This window comes from Chryseobacterium cucumeris (assembly GCF_016775705.1).
GTDB lineage: Bacteria > Bacteroidota > Bacteroidia > Flavobacteriales > Weeksellaceae > Chryseobacterium > Chryseobacterium cupriresistens.
In genome coordinates this window covers 3,449,645-3,471,782 of sequence record NZ_CP068760.1, presented here as the reverse complement: position 1 = coordinate 3,471,782, position 22,138 = coordinate 3,449,645, and the positions used below count along the sequence as shown (strand labels likewise).

Annotated in this window: 16 protein-coding genes and 1 tRNA gene; 7 read left to right on the top strand and 10 right to left on the bottom strand. The window is 34.9% G+C overall.

The annotated features are described in order from the left end of the window. Window positions 1-102: 102 nt before the first annotated feature. Complete coding sequence (locus JNG87_RS15495) at window positions 103-6,027, bottom strand: alpha-2-macroglobulin family protein (protein WP_202839368.1); 5,925 nt, start codon at window positions 6,025-6,027, stop codon at window positions 103-105. 18 nt (window positions 6,028-6,045) lie between these two features. Between JNG87_RS15495 and JNG87_RS15490 the strand changes: the two genes are divergently transcribed. The 5 genes from JNG87_RS15490 (at window position 6,046) to JNG87_RS15470 (ending at window position 9,019) form a co-directional block, all read left to right on the top strand. Beyond that, entirely contained in the window at window positions 6,046-6,801 is a 756-nt protein-coding gene (locus JNG87_RS15490; protein WP_202839367.1) for a hypothetical protein, read from the top strand. A gap of 3 nt (window positions 6,802-6,804) precedes the next feature. Further along, on the top strand, window positions 6,805-7,884 hold the full coding sequence (gene recF / locus JNG87_RS15485; RefSeq protein WP_110010520.1) for a DNA replication/repair protein RecF: 1,080 nt from the start codon (window positions 6,805-6,807) through the stop codon (window positions 7,882-7,884). A 151-nt stretch (window positions 7,885-8,035) separates the two neighbouring features. After that, a complete protein-coding gene (locus JNG87_RS15480) occupies window positions 8,036-8,413 on the top strand; it encodes a four helix bundle protein (RefSeq protein ID WP_202839366.1) in 378 nt (125 codons plus the stop codon). A 73-nt stretch (window positions 8,414-8,486) separates the two neighbouring features. Continuing rightward, entirely contained in the window at window positions 8,487-8,780 is a 294-nt protein-coding gene (locus JNG87_RS15475; protein ID WP_202839365.1) for a hypothetical protein, read from the top strand. 71 nt (window positions 8,781-8,851) lie between these two features. Then, window positions 8,852-9,019, top strand: coding sequence for a hypothetical protein (locus JNG87_RS15470; protein ID WP_157885754.1), 168 nt, complete (start codon window positions 8,852-8,854; stop codon window positions 9,017-9,019). Window positions 9,020-9,069: 50 nt separating this feature from the next. Here the strand turns inward: JNG87_RS15470 and JNG87_RS15465 are convergent, their stop codons facing one another. Genes JNG87_RS15465 through JNG87_RS15455 form a run of 3 tightly spaced genes read right to left on the bottom strand, consistent with a single transcriptional unit; the run spans window position 9,070 to window position 12,848 of the window. Continuing rightward, window positions 9,070-11,100, bottom strand: coding sequence for a recombinase (locus tag JNG87_RS15465; protein ID WP_202839364.1), 2,031 nt, complete (start codon window positions 11,098-11,100; stop codon window positions 9,070-9,072). Between the two features lie 13 nt (window positions 11,101-11,113). Then, window positions 11,114-11,758 (bottom strand): monofunctional biosynthetic peptidoglycan transglycosylase, encoded by a 645-nt coding sequence (gene mtgA, locus JNG87_RS15460; RefSeq protein ID WP_110010517.1) that lies wholly within the window; start codon window positions 11,756-11,758, stop codon window positions 11,114-11,116. 43 nt (window positions 11,759-11,801) lie between these two features. Further along, window positions 11,802-12,848, bottom strand: coding sequence for an ABC transporter substrate-binding protein (locus tag JNG87_RS15455; protein ID WP_238349600.1), 1,047 nt, complete (start codon window positions 12,846-12,848; stop codon window positions 11,802-11,804). Window positions 12,849-12,907: 59 nt separating this feature from the next. Between JNG87_RS15455 and JNG87_RS15450 the strand changes: the two genes are divergently transcribed. Further along, window positions 12,908-12,981, top strand: a tRNA-Arg gene (locus tag JNG87_RS15450). 819 nt (window positions 12,982-13,800) lie between these two features. Here JNG87_RS15450 and JNG87_RS15445 read toward each other — a convergent pair. From JNG87_RS15445 to JNG87_RS15420, 6 genes are all read right to left on the bottom strand, one after another. Next, window positions 13,801-14,487: a hypothetical protein gene (locus JNG87_RS15445; protein WP_202839363.1), complete on the bottom strand. Its 687-nt coding sequence runs from the start codon at window positions 14,485-14,487 to the stop codon at window positions 13,801-13,803. 350 nt (window positions 14,488-14,837) lie between these two features. Further along, window positions 14,838-15,650: a hypothetical protein gene (locus JNG87_RS15440; RefSeq protein WP_202839362.1), complete on the bottom strand. Its 813-nt coding sequence runs from the start codon at window positions 15,648-15,650 to the stop codon at window positions 14,838-14,840. 5 nt (window positions 15,651-15,655) lie between these two features. Then, window positions 15,656-16,420, bottom strand: coding sequence for a hypothetical protein (locus tag JNG87_RS15435; protein WP_202839361.1), 765 nt, complete (start codon window positions 16,418-16,420; stop codon window positions 15,656-15,658). A gap of 11 nt (window positions 16,421-16,431) precedes the next feature. Continuing rightward, window positions 16,432-17,157: a hypothetical protein gene (locus JNG87_RS15430; RefSeq protein ID WP_202839360.1), complete on the bottom strand. Its 726-nt coding sequence runs from the start codon at window positions 17,155-17,157 to the stop codon at window positions 16,432-16,434. 853 nt (window positions 17,158-18,010) lie between these two features. Further along, the gene (locus JNG87_RS15425) at window positions 18,011-19,630 is read right to left on the bottom strand and encodes a tetratricopeptide repeat protein (protein WP_202839358.1); all 1,620 of its coding nucleotides are present in this window, start codon (window positions 19,628-19,630) and stop codon (window positions 18,011-18,013) included. A 1,207-nt stretch (window positions 19,631-20,837) separates the two neighbouring features. Beyond that, the gene (locus tag JNG87_RS15420; protein ID WP_110010505.1) at window positions 20,838-21,203 is read right to left on the bottom strand and encodes a winged helix-turn-helix transcriptional regulator; all 366 of its coding nucleotides are present in this window, start codon (window positions 21,201-21,203) and stop codon (window positions 20,838-20,840) included. Window positions 21,204-21,257: 54 nt separating this feature from the next. Here JNG87_RS15420 and JNG87_RS15415 point away from each other — a divergent pair, with 54 nt between their 5' ends. Further along, window positions 21,258-22,121: an SDR family oxidoreductase gene (locus JNG87_RS15415; RefSeq protein WP_238349599.1), complete on the top strand. Its 864-nt coding sequence runs from the start codon at window positions 21,258-21,260 to the stop codon at window positions 22,119-22,121. The last annotated feature ends 17 nt before the right edge of the window (window positions 22,122-22,138 follow it).

Below are 22,138 nucleotides of genomic sequence, written 5' to 3'. Positions count from 1 at the left end.
CCATTCCAAATTAAACAATTGTTTGATTTTTCGATTTTATTCTATTTTGCTTGAAATTATAAACAAAAAACTGCAGTAACAATTACTGCAGTTTTTTATAATTTAGTCTGAAATCGCCACATTAGTTCCTTTTGTATGGGCATTCATCTGTGGTGCGTAATAATTCTGCATGGTGGTAATTCCGTTGGAGAACCTACCAGATGCATTGGCAACGACGTCATATTCAAATACATATTTTCCTTTCGGCATATACTGAATATAGAAATTGGTAGAAGCATCTTTGGTTGACTGATAGTAGCCCACATTATTTTTCCATTGATATCCGGATAATACATCTGCAGGTTCGAACCCTGCTGCACGCATATCTTTAATATGAATAAATTCCATGGCTCTGTCTGTATTCAGAATCATCCTTACGGTTACTTTATCTCCTACTTTCAGTGGGGTTTCTGTTGAAATTTTCTGAAGCTCTTCTCCGTTTACCGTTTTCACTTTTTTATACAGTTCTTTCGTTACAGAAATATAATTTTCAGAAGATTTGATTTTATCGAGATCTTCGTAATACTGCCAGAACAATCCTCCCTGAACAATTCCGGGACCAGGTTTTGTAACCGTTACGGTCGCTAAATTTTTATCTATAGCTTCCGGTTTCACGGTTGATTTTACATAACCAGTTGCCTGTGTCTGAGGAAGCAGTTCTTTTCCTCCCCAAACAATCGTTGCTTTATCACTTTCAGCCCCAGTCCATGATTTCCCTGAATTCAAAATGGTAAAGATCACCTCAGCAGTTCCTCTTGAGCTTCCCCATGAGTTGACTTCTTTTTGGGTTACCAGCCAGATCTTCATATCTTCAATAAAAGATTGATCATTAGCTTTCAATTTGTTGAAAGCTTCCAGTGCTCCGGCATGGTTGACCACTTTGGAACCAAACCATCCCCAATCATTCAGGTTTTGTTTCCAGTAGACTCCTTGTGTTTTGGTATCTGTGGAAGTTTCTTTAAGGTAAGTCATTAACTTATCTGACACCTCTTTCAGACCATAATCGTTCATCAATAATGCCGCACGGTGAAGTCCGAAGAATGTAAAATCTGTGATCTTAGCTGTCTTGGCTTTTTGCTTTACCAGCGTTTTCAGGGTAGCTCCTTTTCCTTTTAAAGGATATTGCTGCTCCCAGTAGTTTCTGGTATCAAGATAATCCATCGTCCAGTTGTTCCAGACATTTCCTTTTTTTGCATCAAAATATTTATTCACCTCATTATCTACATACTGGATCAATTTAGCAACAAGTACTTTTTGATCTACATTTTGATAATCCTTCACATTATCTTTTAACCATGAATTAATTTTTCCTAAGTTTTTAAGGATATACAATGACGTTCCGTAAGAACTTGGATAGCCGGGATACCATGAGAAGCCACCATCAGGATTCTGTAGTTTTTTGAAATCATCCCAATCCTGATTGATAGAATTTTTCATCGTATTGACATCAAATAACAACGCTAATTTCTGCATCTGCTCACCCTCATTTTTACTTTCCAGCACCCACGGAGTTTCTTCAAGCAGCAACTGTTTCAACTCCTGATTTTTTTCCAGATTTGATTGTAATAGCCCTTTGTTCTGATATTCTTCAAAAACTGTTTTCATTTTCGGATTGGCTTTGAAAATTTCCGAAGCCAAAACATCTGCAAACCATTTGTTAAAGATTACGTCTGCAGAGTTATTCTTGTCATTTTTCAGACTTGGAAGGGCAAACATGATCTCCCAGATCGGATTGGTTGTCAGTTCCAACGTATTGGAAACATTGGAAGCCGTTGTGGATGTATTATTTTTAAGATTATCTAATACAAATGTTTTGGTTTCGCCTTCTTTCACAAAAACCGGAACAGCATCCGTCACAAGCATTCTGTTAGGCAATACAGCAATGGCTTGCTGTTCTCCGTCAGAATAAGCTCCCGCTTTGGCCACCACTTTGAAAATAACAGAAGAAACATCATCCGGAACCTTTAATTTCCATGTTAACGCACTGCTTCCGTTTTCATTAAGATTGAAGTTTTGTACTCCGGAAGTGACCCCAAACTTCGAAGAAATATTTTCATTGGTAAAGGCATCCAGAATCTGTAATTCGGCAGAACCATTCAATTTTTTATCGGTAAGATTGGATAACTTCGACTGTAGATTCAACTCGTCTCCTTCTCTCAGGAATCTAGGATAGTTTGGCGTTACTGAGAATTCTTTCTGCGTTACCACTTCTTTTTCCAACGTAGCTGCTCTTGCATCTTTGGTGTGGGCAAGGAACATCAGTTTCCACTTGGTCAATGCTTCCGGAGAGGTGAACACGAAGTTGACATTTCCTTCTGAATCGGTTTTCAAATCCGGATAGAAGAATGCAGTTTCATTCAGATTCTGGCGGACAGCTACTTTATCCAAGTCTTTCTCTACATAAACAGAGCCAGGAACGTCTGTATATCTTTTTCTCTCCTCTTCCGTCAATTGTCTTCCTGAATCAAGGAGATCAATCGCACTATCATTCAATACCACAGCTTCTTTTGCCACGGCAGATCTTGCTGTTTTAAATTTGGCACCAGCAATTGGTGATGGGGGTAGTGCAATTCCTTCCTGATTGCTAACTCCTACAATGGTTTCTCTTGAAATTGAATAATAATTTCCATCAAACCAATTAAACTGTGGCATCTGCACATATCTGTCTTCAAAATATCTTAATCTTTTATAATAGCTTTGCTGTTCCAGAAAATTTCTTATTCCATAAGAAGTTACCATTACAAATGGTGTATACAATTTCCTCCAGCTGTAACTGTTCGCTGCAAACTGATCCAGAGACATGTCATACATATTGGCCAATACTTCAGCATTGATCTTTTCCTTGTCATTTCCGGTTACTTTTACCGTCCATTTTTCTTTAACGTTAGGTTCCAGCTTATCTCTGAAAGTAATGGTTTCTATTTTCAAAGGTTTTTCTGTGTCTTTTATTTTTAAAGAAACAGATTGTGTGTTCACATCATTAAATGCTACCAGCTGAAACTGAAGGTTAAGATCCGAAACACTTTTATCTTTAGGAATTTCAGCGGTATATTCTAATATTCCGTTTTTAAACTGATGTACTTCTGAAACCGTTTTCCCGGATCCATCCTGTACAAAAACATTCACCAGTGCATCAGGAATTGCCGAGAACACATATACTTTGGCTTTTTCACCTCTTGGCAATTCTTCTTTCGGAGCGATAACCGTAAGGAATGTTTTCTGAGTGGGTTTTAAAACTGTTTTATCCCAGACACTGAAATACTGTGAAGTTTTGATCGTATCTTTTCCTTCAATATTGAAAAGTTCCAGCTGATAATCTCCTGCTTCCAGTTTTCCTAAATCAAGACTGGCTGCTGCCTGAGAATTATCAGCGGAAGGCTGCTGCTGTCTTTCAATCAGTACTTTTTCGGTTTTCCAGTTTTTCATCTCATCGTTTTTATCAAAAAGATCATGTGGAAATTTGCTGATAAATTCTTCTTTTGAATATTTCGGAAGATTCTGAACATCAGATTTGAAATTATCTCTGAAGATCCTGTCCGGAGCAGTCAGCTTCGATAACTTAACCTGATAAGGTTTCTTTAGATTCTGATCGTTATAATTTTTGGTTTCCACCTTTACTTTTACATTTTCGTCTGTAAAAGTATTGCTGATATTTTCTGCCTGAATGTAATGAGAAACAGAAGCCACTTTCAATTGGGTATCAGCCGTCTGTGTTTCTCCATTGATATCTGTAACAGATGCATTCACTGCATAGTTATCAATCTGTATTCCTTCCAGCTTTTCATCTTTTTTAAGTTCCAAACGAATCGTAAACTCTCCTTTTTCATTGGTTTTTGCTTCGCCCAGAATCGAGTTTTCATTATCATCATTCTGCGGATACCAGCTGAAATATCTCCATCGGATATTCTGTTTTTTGATTTCATAGTTTACGGCCGTATTACTCAGCGGAACACCGGAAAACATAACAGCTTTTCCTTTCAGTTCTATTGTCTGGCCATATTTGTATTCCTCTTTAACAGGAGCAAAGGTTACTTCAAATTTTGGTCTTTTGTATTCTTCTACCCTGAAATTTTTATATCCCGTGCTTTCCCCTTCTATTCTCAGATAAAAGTTACCGTTCAGTTTTCCTTTCGGAAGAATGAAACTTCCGTGATAAGAACCGAATTCATTGGTGGTAAATTCCTGGGAAGAAACCTCTTCACTATTGGTGTTCAATAACGTTATTTTTTGTTTCAATCCTGAAAGAACAGCTTCAACTTCCTTATTCATTCTGGTATTCACCACCTTAAAATAAACAGTCTGTCCGGGACGGTAGATTCCTCGGTCAATAAAGATCTGGGCAGTTGAACGGGTTTGTTTGTTAGGATTGTAATCTTCAACAAATCCTCTGTTTCCATACACCTGCATGATCTGGAAATCATTGGTTTTAGGCTGCTGGATCAGGAAAGTTCTGTAATATTCTTTACTGTCTGTGGAAGGAAACTTAAATACTCCGTTGGCATTGGTTGTTCCTTCAATCTTATTTAATGTTGTATTAGAAACAAATTCATAAAACCGAAGACTTTCATTAGCCAAAGGCTTACCATTCTCGCTATTAACCAGTTTCAATTCATCCGAAAGAGGGTTTCTGTCTGTTTTGGACTGATAAATAATTCTGTTTCCGGAAACCAGAAAATATAAATTATGTCTGGAGTCTGTATCTTTCATATCTGCTCCCGCCACCGTAAATTCTGCTACATATATTCCTGATGGAAAAGGTTTTACTTCGAGTGAAGTGGTATGATTCTGATAATCCTTTGGATCCGGAAGCTGGAATGTTTCTTTTCTTACCAGATTCTTTTTCAGATTTCCGAAAGTATTGGAATAAGAATTCTGAACGTATTGAAGGAGTGATGTAAAATCATCCTTTACTTCGTAAATATTCAGGGTAAATTCTGATACATTCTTATACTGCGCAACAAAATGAACCGGCAGATCATTCTGGGTCTGGGATTCATATTTTAAAGTCAGATAAGGATTGACAATCTGGGCTTCTTTACTTTTAATATTCTCCAGGAAAGCAGATTTCGGATAATCACTTTTTGCCTGTGCCGCTAATGCAAGAGCTTCTTTAGGCTTCTTACCCACAAGCTCATCCATGATGTCTCCCATAATAACCACTTTATAATCTCCCTCTACATTGGATTTCAAAAGATTCTGAAGCTGCTGAAGTTTATCCTTGCAATGATTGAAATTACAGTTTTCCGTTATCTTTTCTTTCATGAAATACAACTTTGGATTTCCCGTATTCTGTTCGATCAGTTCATCATACATTGCATTGATTGCTGTACGGTTGGCTGTCAACTCATTTTTGGTAAAAATGTTGTTTTCAGATAGAAACGTTATTTTTTTAACGGCATACCAATCCGCCAATGTCGGAAAATAGGCAAAGTCTCCTGTCTCTGAAAAGATATTCTTATACTTTTCCAACGAGATCTTTCTCATTTCAGGTTTTTCCTGATCAAGCTCCTGAAAATTTTTAGTCAGGTAATTTTTAAAATCAAGTTTACTCCAGGTTTCAATCTGCGAAACATCCTGAGAGTTGATATTGGTTCTTCCGTTTATTTTCCATGAATTCTGTTGATAATAATCCATAAAAAAGCCATTCAGCAGAACTTTGTACACCAGTTTACCTTCTCCGTTTATTTTTCCTTCTGCCTCTTTAAGTTTTTTAAAAAACTGAGAAGCAGCATCATTCTGGTCATCGTCAACAGTTTGGTTTACAATACTGAATTCCGCTTTCAGAGAACGGATCAGCTCGAAGGCATTATTTTCTTTCATGGCTTGTTTTTGTATGTCTAAAATAATGGGAAGATTAGATTTATAAGCTCCTTTTGAACTATTTTCAGCCACTTTTTTCCATTGGGTATCGTAATATTTCTGTGCGGATACCGTTGAAAAGCTCAGCATTACAAGCAAAAGCAGAAAAATCTTGGAAAATCTTTTCATATATATTAATTTTGATAAATGAACATCTTAAAAATACTGAAAAAAACCGTTATAGACAGCCAGCTTTATGTCTCTCTTATGGGAACTCTTTTTGCAGTATTTTTCATGAAAGAGCAAAACACATTCCGTTTCCCTACCTTTGCACTTATTTTCATCACTTATTTCAGTGGTTATCTGTATACTAAATACCAATATACCAGGCACTTTTTAAAAATACTTGTTCTCAATGCAGCAGCAGGAATTGTCTGTGCTTTTTTAATCATTCATAATCACAATGAAATAAGACTGCTTAAATGGTTTATCATTGTCATATTGGGATTGCTTTACAATAGTTTTTTTCTTGATGTTTATATCCGGAAAATTCCCTTACTGAAAGTTTTTTACGTAGGATTAGTATGGGCATTGGTTAATTGCTGGCTTACCCTTCCTGAATTTAGTATTCCTATTTTTCTGATCAGCTTTTTCTTTATCACCGCACTTGTTCTTCCTTTTGATATCCGTGATATGAACAGCGATACCGTAAAAACCTTTCCTATGCTGATTGGGGTACAAAATACCAAGTACATTGCTTATGCACTTGTTTTCATCAGCAGTATCATTTCTGCTTTTTATCTTGATTTGGAATATGCGCTTGCTTTTTTTATGGCCAGTATCACAACTTATATTCTCATCTATTTCTCTGAAAATAAAAGAGATGACGCTTATTATTCTTTCGGGGTGGAAACTTGTTCGGCACTTCCCTTTTTATTTTTACTAATAATGAAGTATTTTTGACGAATGATTATCAAAAAGCTTTCCCTCTATAATTTCAAAAACCACTCTGAGAAAAAATTTGAATTCTCTCCGCAAATCAACTGTTTTGTAGGTAATAACGGCGTTGGGAAAACTAATATTCTGGATGCTTTGCATTATTTATCCGTAGGAAAAAGCTTTTTAGGAAATACGGACCTTAACAATATTAAACAGGAGGAAGACTTTTTTACCATTGACGCGGAAATTCAGAATGACGACAGCGAAGATATCATCAGAATTACCCAGCCTAAGGAAGCTAAAAAGGTCATCAAAAAGAATGATAAAAACTACGACAGGCTTGCTGATCATATCGGTTATCTTCCAAGTGTTATGATCTCGCCTTATGATTCTAATCTTATTTCGGATTCCGGGGAAAGCAGACGAAAGTTTCTGGATGCAATGATCTCTCAGACGGATTCTGAATATCTTTTTGATCTTATTCAGTATCAGAAGACCATTCAGCAGCGAAATGCGTTACTGAAATATTTTGCAAAAAACAGAACCTGGGACAAAGATTCTCTGGAAATCTATGATGATCCGATCACCAGATCCGGAACAAAAATATTTAAGAAAAGAAAAGAATTTGTAGAACAGCTCAATCCAATTGTTCAGAATTTCTATCGTATTATTTCCGGTGGCAAAGAAACGGTATCTGTTATTTACGAATCTCACCTATTGGAGGATTCTTTTGACAATCTTTTAAGGGAAAGCCTTGAGAGAGACCGTATGCTCACGTATACTTCAAAAGGAATCCATAAGGATGATCTTCTTTTTGAAATGGATGATGTGTTAATCAAAAAAATCGGATCTCAGGGACAGCAGAAATCGTTCCTGATCTCTTTAAAACTGGCTCAGATGAGTCTTGTAAAAGAGCTCACCAAAAAGACTCCTATCCTGTTGCTTGATGATATTTTCGATAAGCTTGATGATACCAGAGTTTCGCAATTGATTGAACTTGTCAACAAGGAAAGTTTCGGACAGATTTTCATTACAGATACTCACAGAGAGCGTACGGAAAGTGTTGTGAAGAAAATTAATGAGGAAAGTATCATTTTTGAAGTTTAATAAGAGGTTCGGGATGCGAGTTACGAGGTATTAAATGCAGGTAAATATGTGTGGACGTAGATATGAAGTAAAAGACTAATATTCTTTATCATCTATTCTTTATCATCGAACCGTTTTTTGTCTTAACTTAAGATCCTAAAACACAAATGATATGAGTTATAGAAATCTGGATATTTATAAAATAGCTTTCGACTTATTTTTAAAAACCCATAAAGCCTCCCTGCTTCTGCCTAAATATGAACTGTTTGAATTAGGCAGCCAATTAAGAAGATCTTCAGATTCAGTCATTACAAATATTGTTGAAGGCTATGGTAGATCAACTTATAGGAATGACTACATTCGCTTCCTGATTTACAGCCATGCGAGTAATGATGAAACAATTAACCATCTGGAAAAAATCATGATATTATATCCTAATTTTTCCTTAGAATTTGAGACATTAAGAAATGAATACAACACATTAGGCGGAAAAATCAACATTTATAAAAAATGGGTCATAGAAAATTGGAATAAAAATAATCTACAGTAAAAAATAAATCCCCAAGCCAAAACCACGCAACCCAAAACCCCGAATCACCCATCCCGAAACCCGAGCCCCAACTATGAAGAAGAAAAAACGTGAATATCAATCCTCCGAACTGGTAAAATCTTTTGCCAGGATTTATGGTTTTGAACATAAACTTGTTGCTTTTGACATCAAGGACTTCCTTGAAGAGTATCTTGATGAAAGTCTTTTCAATGAAATCAGAAGTGTCAATATAGAAAAAGAATGTATTATCATTAAAATTGATTCTCCTTTACTGAAACATGATTTTACGATGCGTAAAAGCTTTTATCTTAAAAAGTTCCAGGACAAATTTGGGGCAGATAAATTTAAAGATTTACAGATTTTATAGTTTTTTTGATATCGTTTTACATTATCATTCAATATTATTGATATATTTATCATACAAAAAAAATTAATCTCATGAAAAAATCAATTGCATCAAAAAAACTGACAAGAAAAACTTTAAAAACAATACAGGGAGGAGGCGTTGGACAGATCTGCTGTGCTGTAAGCTGCGCTAATGAAAACGAATGTGCTTATTGGACAACATTGCCGACAAAATGCCCATTACTTCCTATTTGTCTTTAATAGCTATAACAATAGAAAAATGCTACCCTGGGGTAGCATTTTTTATGATATTAATGTTCTTCTGATTTATTAGAAATGGTACTGCTCATCAAATCGTCTGCTTTCTTGTCCAGACCTGAGCTAAGCGGCAGGAAGAATTTCAGCGGATGTTTCGTAAAGTATCTGAAAATCTCTTTATAGATTTCACTTACCTGCCCAAAGTTCATTTTTCTTGACCTGAAGGCCAAAAACATGGATAAACTAAAACTTACCAGGAAGTTGAAGAATCCGATTAAAAAGACGGTAAAAAAGGATATCCAGAATGTATAGGAATCTACTGAAAAATCTTTTCCGTACAGTCCTAATGCAAAGTTTCCGGCGGCAAAGGTAATGTGTCTGATATCCAGATCCAGCCCGAAAAACATTCCGACAGGTGCAGTTGCTCCAAGGAAAACTCCAAACCAGAAATTGGAAATAATTCCCGGCCAGTTTTTAGCATAATATTTTGAAAGTCCTTTTGCGAATTTCTTTCCGAAAAAGCTTCTGATTGAAAGGTTTTTGGCAATTCTTTCCGGGATCTGATAAAATACCGAGTTGTTCCCGATATTTCCCGAAATAATTCCGGAAATAAAGAGATAGAATCCGGCAATACTTGCGTGCAGGATAGCTTTTGATTTAAAAGGATCGAGGTCTTTTAACAATTTATCAGAACGTTCAACGGCAAGATTTTGTGAGAAAAAGACATCCAGTCCATAAATAATGGCAAGCGCTACCGGAAAAGCAAGCAACACATTCCCTACAAAGGCAATGAACTGACTTCTGAATAATTTAGATACCAAATGGGCAAATTCTGTATTATTTCTTTGGGCATTCCCCTCTTCGGATAATACTTTTGTCATCGTAGCGGCAGTCATGGCCGGCTGTTTTGTAGCAAGGGTAAAACCCATCAGATAGATCATCACGAATCCCATTGCATAGTTCATGGAGTATAGGAAAGCGTGTGAAAAATCACTTCCGGGAATATATCCATACAGCATTTTCAGAACACAGAGCGCTCCTACAATTATTCCACCGCCGCTTGCCTTGTAGAACATGGTCATATACTCTTTCCGGTTAGAAGTTATATAGTGAGTTCCGGCTTCTGCAGTATGGTTGGTAATAAGATGGGAGATCAGCCTTGTACTGTCGTTGATAAGATCTGAAATGTTATTTTTATGGGATTTATAGCTCAGGATATTAAAGATCAGCTGTTTTGATTTGATCTGAACATCTTCTTCGGAATCAATTACCAGTAATTGTACGATCTCATAAATTCTTTCTGTCTGCTGACGGATTTTTAACAGGGATTGATTAATCTTTCCTGAAATACCATATTTAGCGGAATTTTTAAAAGCAATATTCACAAACTCCTGGCATTGTTCTGCGTAGATTTTTATCTGCTTATATCTGCTGTCTTTTGAATGCAGCTGTACTTCCGGATCTTTTACAAGATCATCTGCCAATGTCTCCAGCTCATTCTGTAGAGCCAGAAAGGGATTGTCTAAATTTCTGTATTGAGGTGCCATTCTCACTACTTCCACTTCCATCGCCATTCCGGTTACCCTCCAGGAAAGGATGTTCATAGAGAATATAAGTTCTTTTTTCACATTAGGACGGATAATAAAATCCGATGCTCCCAATAAATGTAAAAATTCATTGATCTCGTTTTCAGGAAGATTATGGAGATATTTCAAATCTTTTTTCGGCCACATACTGACATTATCGATCATGTACCAAACCGTATTTTCGTTTTCAACGGGTGGCAGAACCTTGTTCAGTATTCTTTTTTTAAGCTCAGGTAAAAAGGCATTTTCTGAAAGAATATTCGCTTCTGTAAGGGAAAGGTTGAAAGGTCTTCCTCTAAAAATATTATGAATGTAATATTTAAAGTTCTGAGCAAAATCAGGATTGCTTCTGAAGAAATTAAGCACATCTGTAAAGTCCGCCTCTTTTATGGTCTCCAGAAACTCTGCAAAGGGTTCTAAAGAAAGAGTTTCGTTCTTAAAAGAAAAATATTTTTTAAGAACTGACTCAAAATTTGTGCTGGAATTAAAGAATTTCATTAGTACAAAGATACTATTTCAAACTCACATTCCTCATCTGTCTCATAATCCAATTATGTTTCTTTCTCAGATATGGGGATGGATTTTTAGGATCATACTTCTTTGGATTAGGCAATACAGCAGCAATCCACGCTGCATCTGAGACACTTAAATCTTTGGATGATTTGCCAAAATAATATTGTGCCGCAGCTTCCACTCCAAATACTCCCTGCCCCATTTCTATGGAATTCAGGTATCTTTCAAGGATAATATCTTTTGTCCATACTTTTTCGATGATGAAAGTATACACCGCTTCCAGTCCTTTTCTTACCCAGCTTCTGCCCTGCCAGAGAAATACATTCTTTGCCGTCTGCTGGGAAATGGTGCTTCCACCTCTTATTTTTTTGCCTTTCTCATTATATTTCATCGCCTTTTCAATGGCTGTATAATCGAAACCGTCATGAACAAAAAATTTCTGATCTTCTGAGGCAATTACGGCTTTTTTCACATTGTTTCCCATTTCGTCATAGGAAATGTAATCCCTGTGCAGTTTTCCATATTCAAAAAGTCCTCCAATCTGGGTAAGAGTGATGGGAGGATTAAAAAATCTACCCCAGATGATAAAAACTACATTCAGAACAAGAATGATGAAGATAAGCTGTTTAATTTTTTTCCACATAACTTGATAAAAAGGAAAGGCAAAAATAAGCAAATAGTACGAGTTACTGCAATTCTTTCATATAAGTAAGCTGATAATCTGGTAAAAGTTCCGGATGGAAGATCTTAATATAATCTTTAAGGATCAGATCTGCCCTTATCACACCGCTTTCAAAAAAATCATTGGCTTTCAGTTTTTCTTTTCCGGCAATGGTATATATTTTCCCTTTATTGAATACATCCAGTTTCCCATAGAAAGGATTCATGCCAAGCATTTCTTTTTTCGAAGCATGGCTTCCTGCATTTACCCAGTACTGAACACCACCGGCTTTGGCATATACTTCCTCAAAACTCATTGTCAATGCTTTTTCGTCTTTATTATCCTTCATGATATAATTCGCATGGGCATCTGAAATATAATGAGCCACGGAAGTATTTCCTCCCGGAAGATACCAAACGTCTCCATACATCTCATTGGCAAGTACAACAGGTTTTTCTTTTGCTTTTGACGCAAGCTGCTTCAGATCGCTGTAGTTTTTCTCCACTTCCTGATATTTGGTTGCCGCTTCTTTCTCTTTTCCTAAAAACTCTCCGAAAATCTTGATGTAAGCCGTTTTTTCCAAAGGTTTCTGTTCCATATATTCATCCAGAAATATGACCTGGATACCGTTATTCTTTAAAAGCTCATAAGTATTATCAAAACTTGCAATATGATTGGTAAAAATAGCATCCGGTTTCATAGAGATGATCTTTTCCACATCATACTTTTGTTCGCTTCCTACATTCTGAATTTTTCCTTCTTTAATCAGATTCTGAATTTTTTCTGAATAAATATACTCCGGACTGGAAACTCCTATGATTACATTTTCCGCTCCAAGCTCCGAAATATATCCGGCCATACTTGCATTCAGCAGGATTATTTTCTTGAAAGGAGTCTGATTTTGCTTAAAATTATAAGTAAAATTCCCCGATTTTAGCTCCAGGACACCATCATGTTCCTTAAATTGGGTGCGGTTTGAGATATTTGTCCAATCTGAGGACGAAATTTTTGATTCTCTTTTACAGGCAATTAGCGAGAAGACCGTAAATAAAAGTAAAATTTTCTGTTTCATGTTTCAAAGAACGGAAAAAAGTGGTATATTTGCAACCGTTAAACAACAAGATAACAAAAGGCCTCGTGGCGCAACTGAATAGCGCATCTGATTACGGCTCAGAAGGTTACAGGTTTGAATCCTGTCGAGGTCACAAGACCGACATTTGAAGATTTTACTCTTCGATGTCGGTTTTTTTTATTTCCTAATCCGTTGTTATACTGATAGATACACTGAGCAACAATATTCATTTTAGGTGTTTGAAAACTTTTTCCGTCAAATTCTACTTTTTGGGGAAATATCAAACACACTATAGTTCCCATTGTAAATTCTGATTATTAAAGATCAATAATTCAAAAGATAAAAACGAAGTCAAAAAAGATTATGATATTGACTTTACTAATAAGCCGGCAGCCTATTTATCAAAGCAACAAACGATTTTTAATTACTTAACGGAATATTAAAGCAATATTTGCAGATCATATGTTTGAATATTTTATTATAAAAAATAGATTGTCCAAAAGAACAATCTATTCAATATATAGCATTACTGTGTTTGTAGATCAGGTTGCAACTAATTAAAAAAAGCATTTACAAGCTTTATGAAAGAATCCTAATTTCTACAATCCAGTGACACTGAATAATAACTTTAGCCCAGACTATTGTATAGGTAAATGAGTATCCTCCGATGGCCGTAACTAGAGTATTATGTAACTTAGAAACACTACCAAATTAAATGGATTGCCAGCGTTTAAAGAAACCATTCCGGTTACAATAGCTGAATATTGTAATTTCACATGTACAGGAAGTATTTATTTCCACTTATGCATGTACTATGCAGTTTAAAAACAAAACAACAATAGGTAATTTTTTTTCATTCTAGTGTTTTATCTGTAATGTAAATGATATGAAATTAAAATCAATAATATTTATTAGGCTTTATATTTCGTATTTTTTTATTTTTTTACTAAAACTAATTTACTCTTTCTAATGATAAACGTACTACTCTGAAAGAAACAGGAGTACCAGAAGCAGTATAAGTAAATCCTCTCATTTGAATCTGATCCCCAGGTACTAAATCTACTATTACACTCCAGGTATTGGAAACGGTTTCATTTGCATAATTTGTTCCTGCCCCTCCAGGTACTGCGGTCGTGGAACGATTGCCTATCTGAACGCCGTTCTTAGTTGGAAAAGCCATGAAAGAATAAGTGGTGGGAACATTCCCATTTATTAACAGCCCTGCAGTATATGAGATTATATATGTTCCCCCTTGATTAGCAGGAACAGTAAGTGTGGTATTATTTGTTCTCCATGATGAAAGATTACCACTTCCCTGACTTATATCAAAGGTAGTAATAACATTGTCAACAGTCCATGGAACACTATTACCATATACTAATGCACTATATCCTAGTAGTGTACCACCAGAAGCCGGGGTAACAAGGGATTTCCATATAGTGCCATCAAAAAAGTAATATCCTACAGCTGTTACATTGATTGTTTTCGCCGAAGGTGAATTTGTTGCTGCTGTAACATAAACAATAGAACCTGTTTGATTAGTTGAATAAACGTTATCTTTTGCTTTTAACTGATCTCCTGTTAATCTGGGAGGTATAAAACCATCTGTTACGGTTGGACTTGCGGCTTGTCCTTCCACATCTAATGTAGCTTTAGGTATTGGAGTATTAATACCTACTTGAGATTTGTAAAATCCAAGAATCAGGATTGTACAGAATAAGAATAAATTTTTCATGTGTTTAAATAAATTTTACGTGTTTTATCGATGCATAGGCATTATGAAATAACCTCTAAAGAAATTTTTGGCGGTAATATGAAAGTTAAGAACACTATTTTTATCTATATTGAATCCCGTGTTATATAATGGTTCCGTTTACCAGTAAGACTTGACCAAAATAAAAAGCAGGAATCAAAACAGTTTACCAATAATTGTATTTTTTTATTGTGTATTTTTTATTATCCAGCTTTTACACTTTATTAATATTTTTTTTAAAAATTGCCCATATAGCGCAACGTAAGATTAGAAAGCGTACCATTGGGGGTGATTGTAGCAGCATCTGTAAAAGTAGGGTCTTTATAATATCTGTTTATGGAAAATCGGATCCTGTCATTTACATTTAAAGTCACAAACCCGGAAATGGCTGTGTTGCTGTCAAGAACATTTGGCCCGCTGGGAAACCCGTATGCAGTGCGCAGATTAGGTACAGGCTCTGCACCATTTACCAAAATGATTCCCTCATAGGCATCTCTGGCAGGATTATTACCATTTGTAATGCTATGAAGAGAAATTACGCCCTGAACATGATAAGTACCTGCTTTTTGCACAACCAGTTCTCCGGCTGTATTGACTGCAAAGTTACCTGTATCATTAGCAATAAGTGTAGTACCGTCAAAACCAAGAGTTCTTACATTGGTTGAAACAGAAGTTAAGGGTCCTTCATCAAATACATTTTTACAGCTTACATAGGTAATGGTTTTGTCCTTGGTCATTTTATTCATAGAAAGAATGGGAATCCATGTATTACTTGTATTATTCCACCAATAAAACCCTCTTTCAATAGCCTCAGTGAGCGAATCTTCAAAGTCAAGGAAAACCAATAATCCATGTGGTTTGGCACTTGTTACATTCAGTGATGTTACCCTTGGTACGATTACTCCTTCGTTACTTAAAGGATTATCTTTATCTCTTGTTTTAACTTCTAATGTGGTTTTAGCAGCATTGGTATTGATCCCAACCTGGGAGCTTAGAAAGCTAAAACAAAAAAAGTTAGCAAGTATAAGTAAAGTTGATATATTTTTCATAATTATTAATCCAAATAAGACAAGGTTAGTGTATAAACAGACTCCGGCCCAACTTCCGTAGTACATGAACTGGTTCTCCGTGTCTGTACTGATATTCTCTGCCCTTTAGTTAATGTTATAATATTTGAAATCGTATGATTGGTACTTCTTTTAGCATTATCTGCTGACGGTAATGGTGATTTAGCTATAAGAACAGGAGAAGCCCCGTTATCTATAAAAATTCCCACTTCTGTTACCGTTGCCCCAGTATCACCTGTATTTTTATATACACCACCCGTAAAGAATACTGAATAATTTCCAGTTTTCCCTACAACTACATCGCCATTTTGTAATGTGTAATTTGCATCCGGAGCTTTCAAACCTGTAAAGGAGGTTTTAAACCAAGCATTAGTATTTGTGTCACTATTGGAAATTACAGGAAATCCATTTCCTGAAGCAATCGTCTTAAATAGATTCTTTCCTAAAATCTTAGTCTGGAATAAATACTGCCATAGTTTTTTGGGATCATCCCAGAAATAGTACCCCTCAAAACCTGCCGTAATTGCGTTATCCAAAAAAACCAGCATTCCATTCTGAATCTGAGCAGGATCCACAGATGAAAATCGACTTACAGTTGGGAATAACATACCTGCAGAGTTTTCCGGAGTATCAGTATTTTTTGCCTGTATATCCAGCAGAGCCTGCGGAGCACTGGTGTTTATACCTATCCCATTCTGAGCAGACAAACATTCTACAGCAAGCATTAAGAAAAATAAAGTTATCTTTTTCATTACATTAAAGATTAATCATTCAGATATGTCATTGTAATACAGTTGGTTCCATAACCTGTGTATGATGTACTTCCCGTCTCAGTAGTTTTTTGTACTGTCACTATTATAACATCATTCTGAGCCAGATTTAAAATTCCACTAAGCGCCACGCTGGTTGCTGTTGTACCTTCATTAGTTATCGAATTGGAAGTTGTCAAAACTGTTAATCCGTTCTTTTTTATTCTATAAGTATAAATTGCTCTATTCTCATTAACTGTACCGACGTTTTTTTTTAATGCTGAATTAAAACTGACCAGATAGGTTCCGCTTTTTCCTACAGTAATCTGATTACCCGAAACAGAAAAACCTGTGGTATTATATGCCTTTAATGTATTAAATAATACATTATTCTCTGTATTTCCGGAAGCAGAATAACCAACTCCTGTTACTGCATAAATACTATCATCATACAGCCGGTTATAACTACTAAGAAAGGAAACCCAGCTTATGCCATCCCAATAATAAAAACCATCCGGAAGTGTAGCGTTCTGAAATAAAAAAATAGTATGCCCCTTCGACTGAGCAATAGGAAATGATTTTACTCTGGGAATCAAGATCCCATCCATCCCCGTAGGAGCCGAAATACTTGTCGGCTCCATATGAAGGCTTGCAATGGGAGAAGTTGTTCTAATCCCCACTTGAGCTAGGTGGAACATTGGAACTAATATAGCTCCATACATAATAAATTTTTTTTGCATGTGTATGTTTTTAGAATTGTGTTTTACCTTTAATTATACCCTACTAAGAAGGATATAATTATAATTTTTCATCTTAAGCTGTATTCGTAACCGTACAAATAATTACAGTGTTACTTAATGCAAATCACATGAAATTACTTTATATATGCAAAAAAAGCCAGGTACCAACGAAGTACTTAACATTACAAAACACTGATAATCAAACACAAAACCTTTTATTCTAATTTTCCCGAACCATAGAGTTGAATCATCCCCATCAGGAACTTTAATCCTCTTTCTTAAATTATTTTTTTGTTCCTGATGATCTGTATTGCTCTAAATATATGCTTGCTATATATTTCGTTGTAAGGCTTGAAAAATATATGCACAGAAGATAAGTTAAGAAACTTTAAGATTGGCATGTAGTTCCAGGGTCTTTTTCCGAAAGTCAGGGAACTGTTCCTAACAAAGCACCCAAAATTCTGGACTGTTATTCTTTGCAAGTTGAATATCTGGTTCCAACTCGTGCCAATAGACAGCTTAATAGTACTACTTCAAGACAATATTCATTACGATACAATATAAAGTCGCTGATATAATCTTTATATATTGTATCTCTATACTTTTATCTTGCTGTAATCATAAGTTTTACTAAGACCAGAATATCCGTTATTTTTCATTTGCGCTTTTTTATATGAAAGAATCTAAAGCTCCAAGTTTTAAAGGGACGAAGCAAAACAATTCATCGATTAAATCAAAAGAAATAAGGCACCCACAAAGTACCTTAATAAAATTAGCGTAGAAAATATATTATCAGAAAACACTATTTAACCCAAGAGTCATATTCTCTTTTCAGAAGTATTTGAAATCCTTTCTAAATATTAATTTCTTTATCCGTCTTATTTCTTATCCAAACTACTATATCTTCCTGTGCAGGGATATTTAATCTTTTTCTTAGATTATATTTATTATTTTTTATCGTCTGGACAGCCTTAAAGGTATAATTAGCAATATCTTTTGTATTAAACCCTAAATAAATATAAGCCGATAAGACGAGTTCGGAAACTTTTAAAGTAGGATTAATACTGAGAATTTTACTACGAAAATCAGGATATACTTCTTGAAAACGTCCCCAGAATTCGGGATGGTTTTCTTTTGCCAATTGTATTATTTCATCAAAAGTTTCATTTACTTTTTGCTCTAATACTTTCACCTGTAAATCTTTTTGCCAAATAGTTGTTGTACTCTCTTTCAACAACAGATCCTTTTTCTGTATTTTGTTGTAATATCCAAAGCATCGTAAAACTATTAGAATAGTTATCCCTGAAAATAATCCTGTAATTATGTAATACCATTTCTTATTCGAATCTTGGATCTGTTTCTTTTCATCATCTATGATTTTTTTTCCAGAGGTCTGTAAAGCAATCAAATTACCTTTCTCAAAGCTATCCCTAATTTTTGTATATTTTTTCAGATATTCATTGGCTTTATAAAGATTATTCTGAAGATTATATATTTCAGCTATTTCTTTGTAATTCTTCATCATGTTTTTGGGTCTGTTCATCTTAATTGATAAAGCGAGAGATTTTTCGTAGAACTCCAAAGCCTTATTGTAGTTTTTTATACTTTCATAATACTGTCCGGACATATAATTAAATACCAAAAAGTCAAATGTCTCCGTAGAGTTTTTAAGTAAACCTTCAGCCTCGTCAAGATAAAATTTTGCAGAATCAGGATTTTTCTTATTTTCGAGAAAATAGCTTGTAAGATTAGTTGCTTCCACTACTCTTGGTAAAATTTTATAAGCTTTGTGTATATAATAGTACATGGAATCATTATATTCAATCAGTCCGAAGTTTATAGCTTTACACCCATAAATATAATGAAGACGTTTTCTCTTTCGCTGTTTATCTTTTATTTTCACAGCTTCTTGAAGTGCTTTATCAAAGCTTTCGTTGGATTTTGCTATTAATCCTAATTCCTGGTAGTTTTTTCCGTAAGCAGCAAAAAATGCTGAGAGTAATGCAGGATCGTCTTCAAATGTATTATACAAAGCTTCCGCCTTTTGCAGGTATAGCTGTTCTTCATTGTACTTTCCCAAGGAATGAAGAAAATTTACCATATGAATATATCCTCTTGCCTTGCCTTTTGTATAATTTATTTCCTCTGACAATTCTATTGACTTTTTAGTTTGTTCAATCCCATCATGAATTCTGCCTTTCTGAATGTATTGGCTTCCTATTTTGTTTTGTAAACGGTCTATTTGTTCAGGAGACCATTTCTGAGTATAGAATATACCGGACAAAAACAAAAAAAAGATTAATAATATCCTCTTCACTGCCAGGAATAATATACCCTTCTTATTTTCCTGAAAAGAAATACTTTTTGCCCCTACATCCATTGAAACATATAAATTATTATTAATTACACCTATCCCTTCCTGTGCGAAAATAATTTTGATAAGGGATAAAAAAAATAAAGTTATCTTTTGCATAGACATAATTATAATTTACTACAGTTGGTCAGCTTCTGATTTGTATAAAGTCCTTACTGCTATAGTTCCTTTTATAGTAGCTTAGGAAGTATCATTACATTTAACTGGGCAATTAGAAGAGTTTCAATCCAAATTCATTGAAGATAAAACACTTGTTTTCTAAAATAACCTTTACAAAACCACAAAAGGTTTCATTTTAAAACACTTGAGTTCACTTAAGTAAGCTTAAAATAAAAATGCATAAAAGTGCACATAAAATGAAAACCAAAGATTTTCACAAAATTTAAGTGTACTTATTATACATAAAATCTGACTCTTAAAACGTAAGTATTTAAAACCTTTGTGTCTTTTGTAATTAAAAATAATGAATATAAAACTTTAACCAGCTTCATCATTAACAGAATCTAACAACCCTGCTACATATATTAGAAAATAATCAAAATTTTAAAAAAGTCAACAAAAAACTCACACATTCAAAAATAATAAAATAATCCAAAAATACAATTAAATAAATGTTAAATGATAAAAAATAATAAATAATATTTAAAAAAAACAACAACATAATAGATAATTACACAAAACAAAGCAAGCGCAAAAATTAACACAATCATCAAATTATCAGCTCTTTATTATAAAAAAAACAACTAAATACATCTAAAATTGAGACAATTTATTTGAAATAACTAATGCAATTGTACTAAAGCAATGGACTGATAATTAAATAATCCGACTCTTATCTGTTCGATACATACCTTGAATTCGTTAAATAATACTCTTTGGATATTTATTCAAGTTCTATATAAGATTTACAAAAACCACCTGAAGACTAGCCGTACTTAGTTTGCCAGTTTTAGGTTCTTATAATTAAATTGCAGAAGTTTTATTTTAAGGAAAACGACGTTATAAAAATGAACTTTTCAGTTCTTACTTAATTTGGTTTAAACGAACTCAATCACCTTATAAGTGTTCAAAGATAATCCTGTTGGGGTCATAAAGATTAAAACAGCTTCAACTTAATCCAAATTGAGCCATTTTTATTTCAGACTATTCGTTTAAAACTTTTAGTATATTTAATCATGATTGTATAAATATTTTGAAGGGGCTAAATAATAATTGATGAAATTAATTCGTGTAATTAAAAGAACAATTAACCGCATTTTATTTATAAATTGATAGAAGTAGTAACAAAAATTTTTAAATCTTCATTTCAACCCTTCTCACCCATCCTGTTCAAAATCACTCTTCTCAGCCTCTCTTCATTTTCATCACCCCAATATCCCAGTGCAGAAATTATCGGAATCAATGTCTTTCCAAAATCTGTGAGAGAATATTCAACTTTTGGTGGAACCTGAGCATAAATTTTCTTTGTAACAAGTTCGTGCTCTTCAAGTTCTTTTAACTGGATATTTAAAACGCGTCTCGAAGCATCCGGAATTTTACGCTGTAATTCACTTGGGCGCAGATGACCCTCATTGATAAACCACAGCAGACGGATTTTCCATTTACCGTAAAGGACTTCACCGATAAGGTCAAGACCGCAGTTTAAATTCAAGGGTATTTTTCTTTCATGCATACACAAATTTAATCCAATGTGCCAAATTGCACAATAGGGGAAAAAATTATCCCTATGCAATTCAATTTTCCGTTATTGCCTGAAAAATTGATACTTCGGAAATTTGTATCAAAGAATTTAACAATGGAAAATGTATTTAATTACAACAACGAACTTCAAGGTAAAATTGCCCTAGTAACAGGCGGAACAAAAGGAACCGGTAAAGCAATAGCAGAAAGACTGCTGCAAGCTGGTGCAATGGTTATAATAACTGCGAGAAACGCGCCTGAAAAAGAAAACAGCAACCTGCATTTCATTCCTGCCGATTTGAGTAAAGCAGAAGGAACACAAAAAGTCATCAGCGAAGTGCTGTCGGCTTATGGGAGACTGGACATTCTTGTGAACAACTTGGGTTCTTCATCAACACCCGCTGGTGGATTTGCAGCATTAACCGATGAAGATTGGGAATCAACCTTACAAGCTAATTTGCTTGCTCCGGTTCGACTGGACAGAGGGTTTTTACCACAAATGATAGAGCGAAAAAATGGTGTAATTATTCACATCGCTTCCATCCAGGGTAAATTACCCCTTTATGATTCAACCTTACCTTATGCAGCTTCAAAAGCAGGACTGAGAAACTATAGTAAAAGTTTATCGAACGAAGTTACCCCAAAAGGTGTTCGGGTACTGGCTGTTTCACCAGGGTGGATCAATACAACAGCTTCGGAAGCCTGGCTGGGTGAAATTGCGAGAAACGCAAACAGTACTATAGAAGAAGCGCAAAACAGCGTTATGGATGCATTGGGCGGAATACCTTTCGGAAGACCTGCCGAACCGAAAGAAGTAGCTGAATTAGTTGGTTTTCTTGTTTCACCAAGAGCCAGTTATTTAACCGGAACTGAATTTATAATCGATGGCGGTACAGTGCCAACCATTTAATCATCTTAAAATACCAT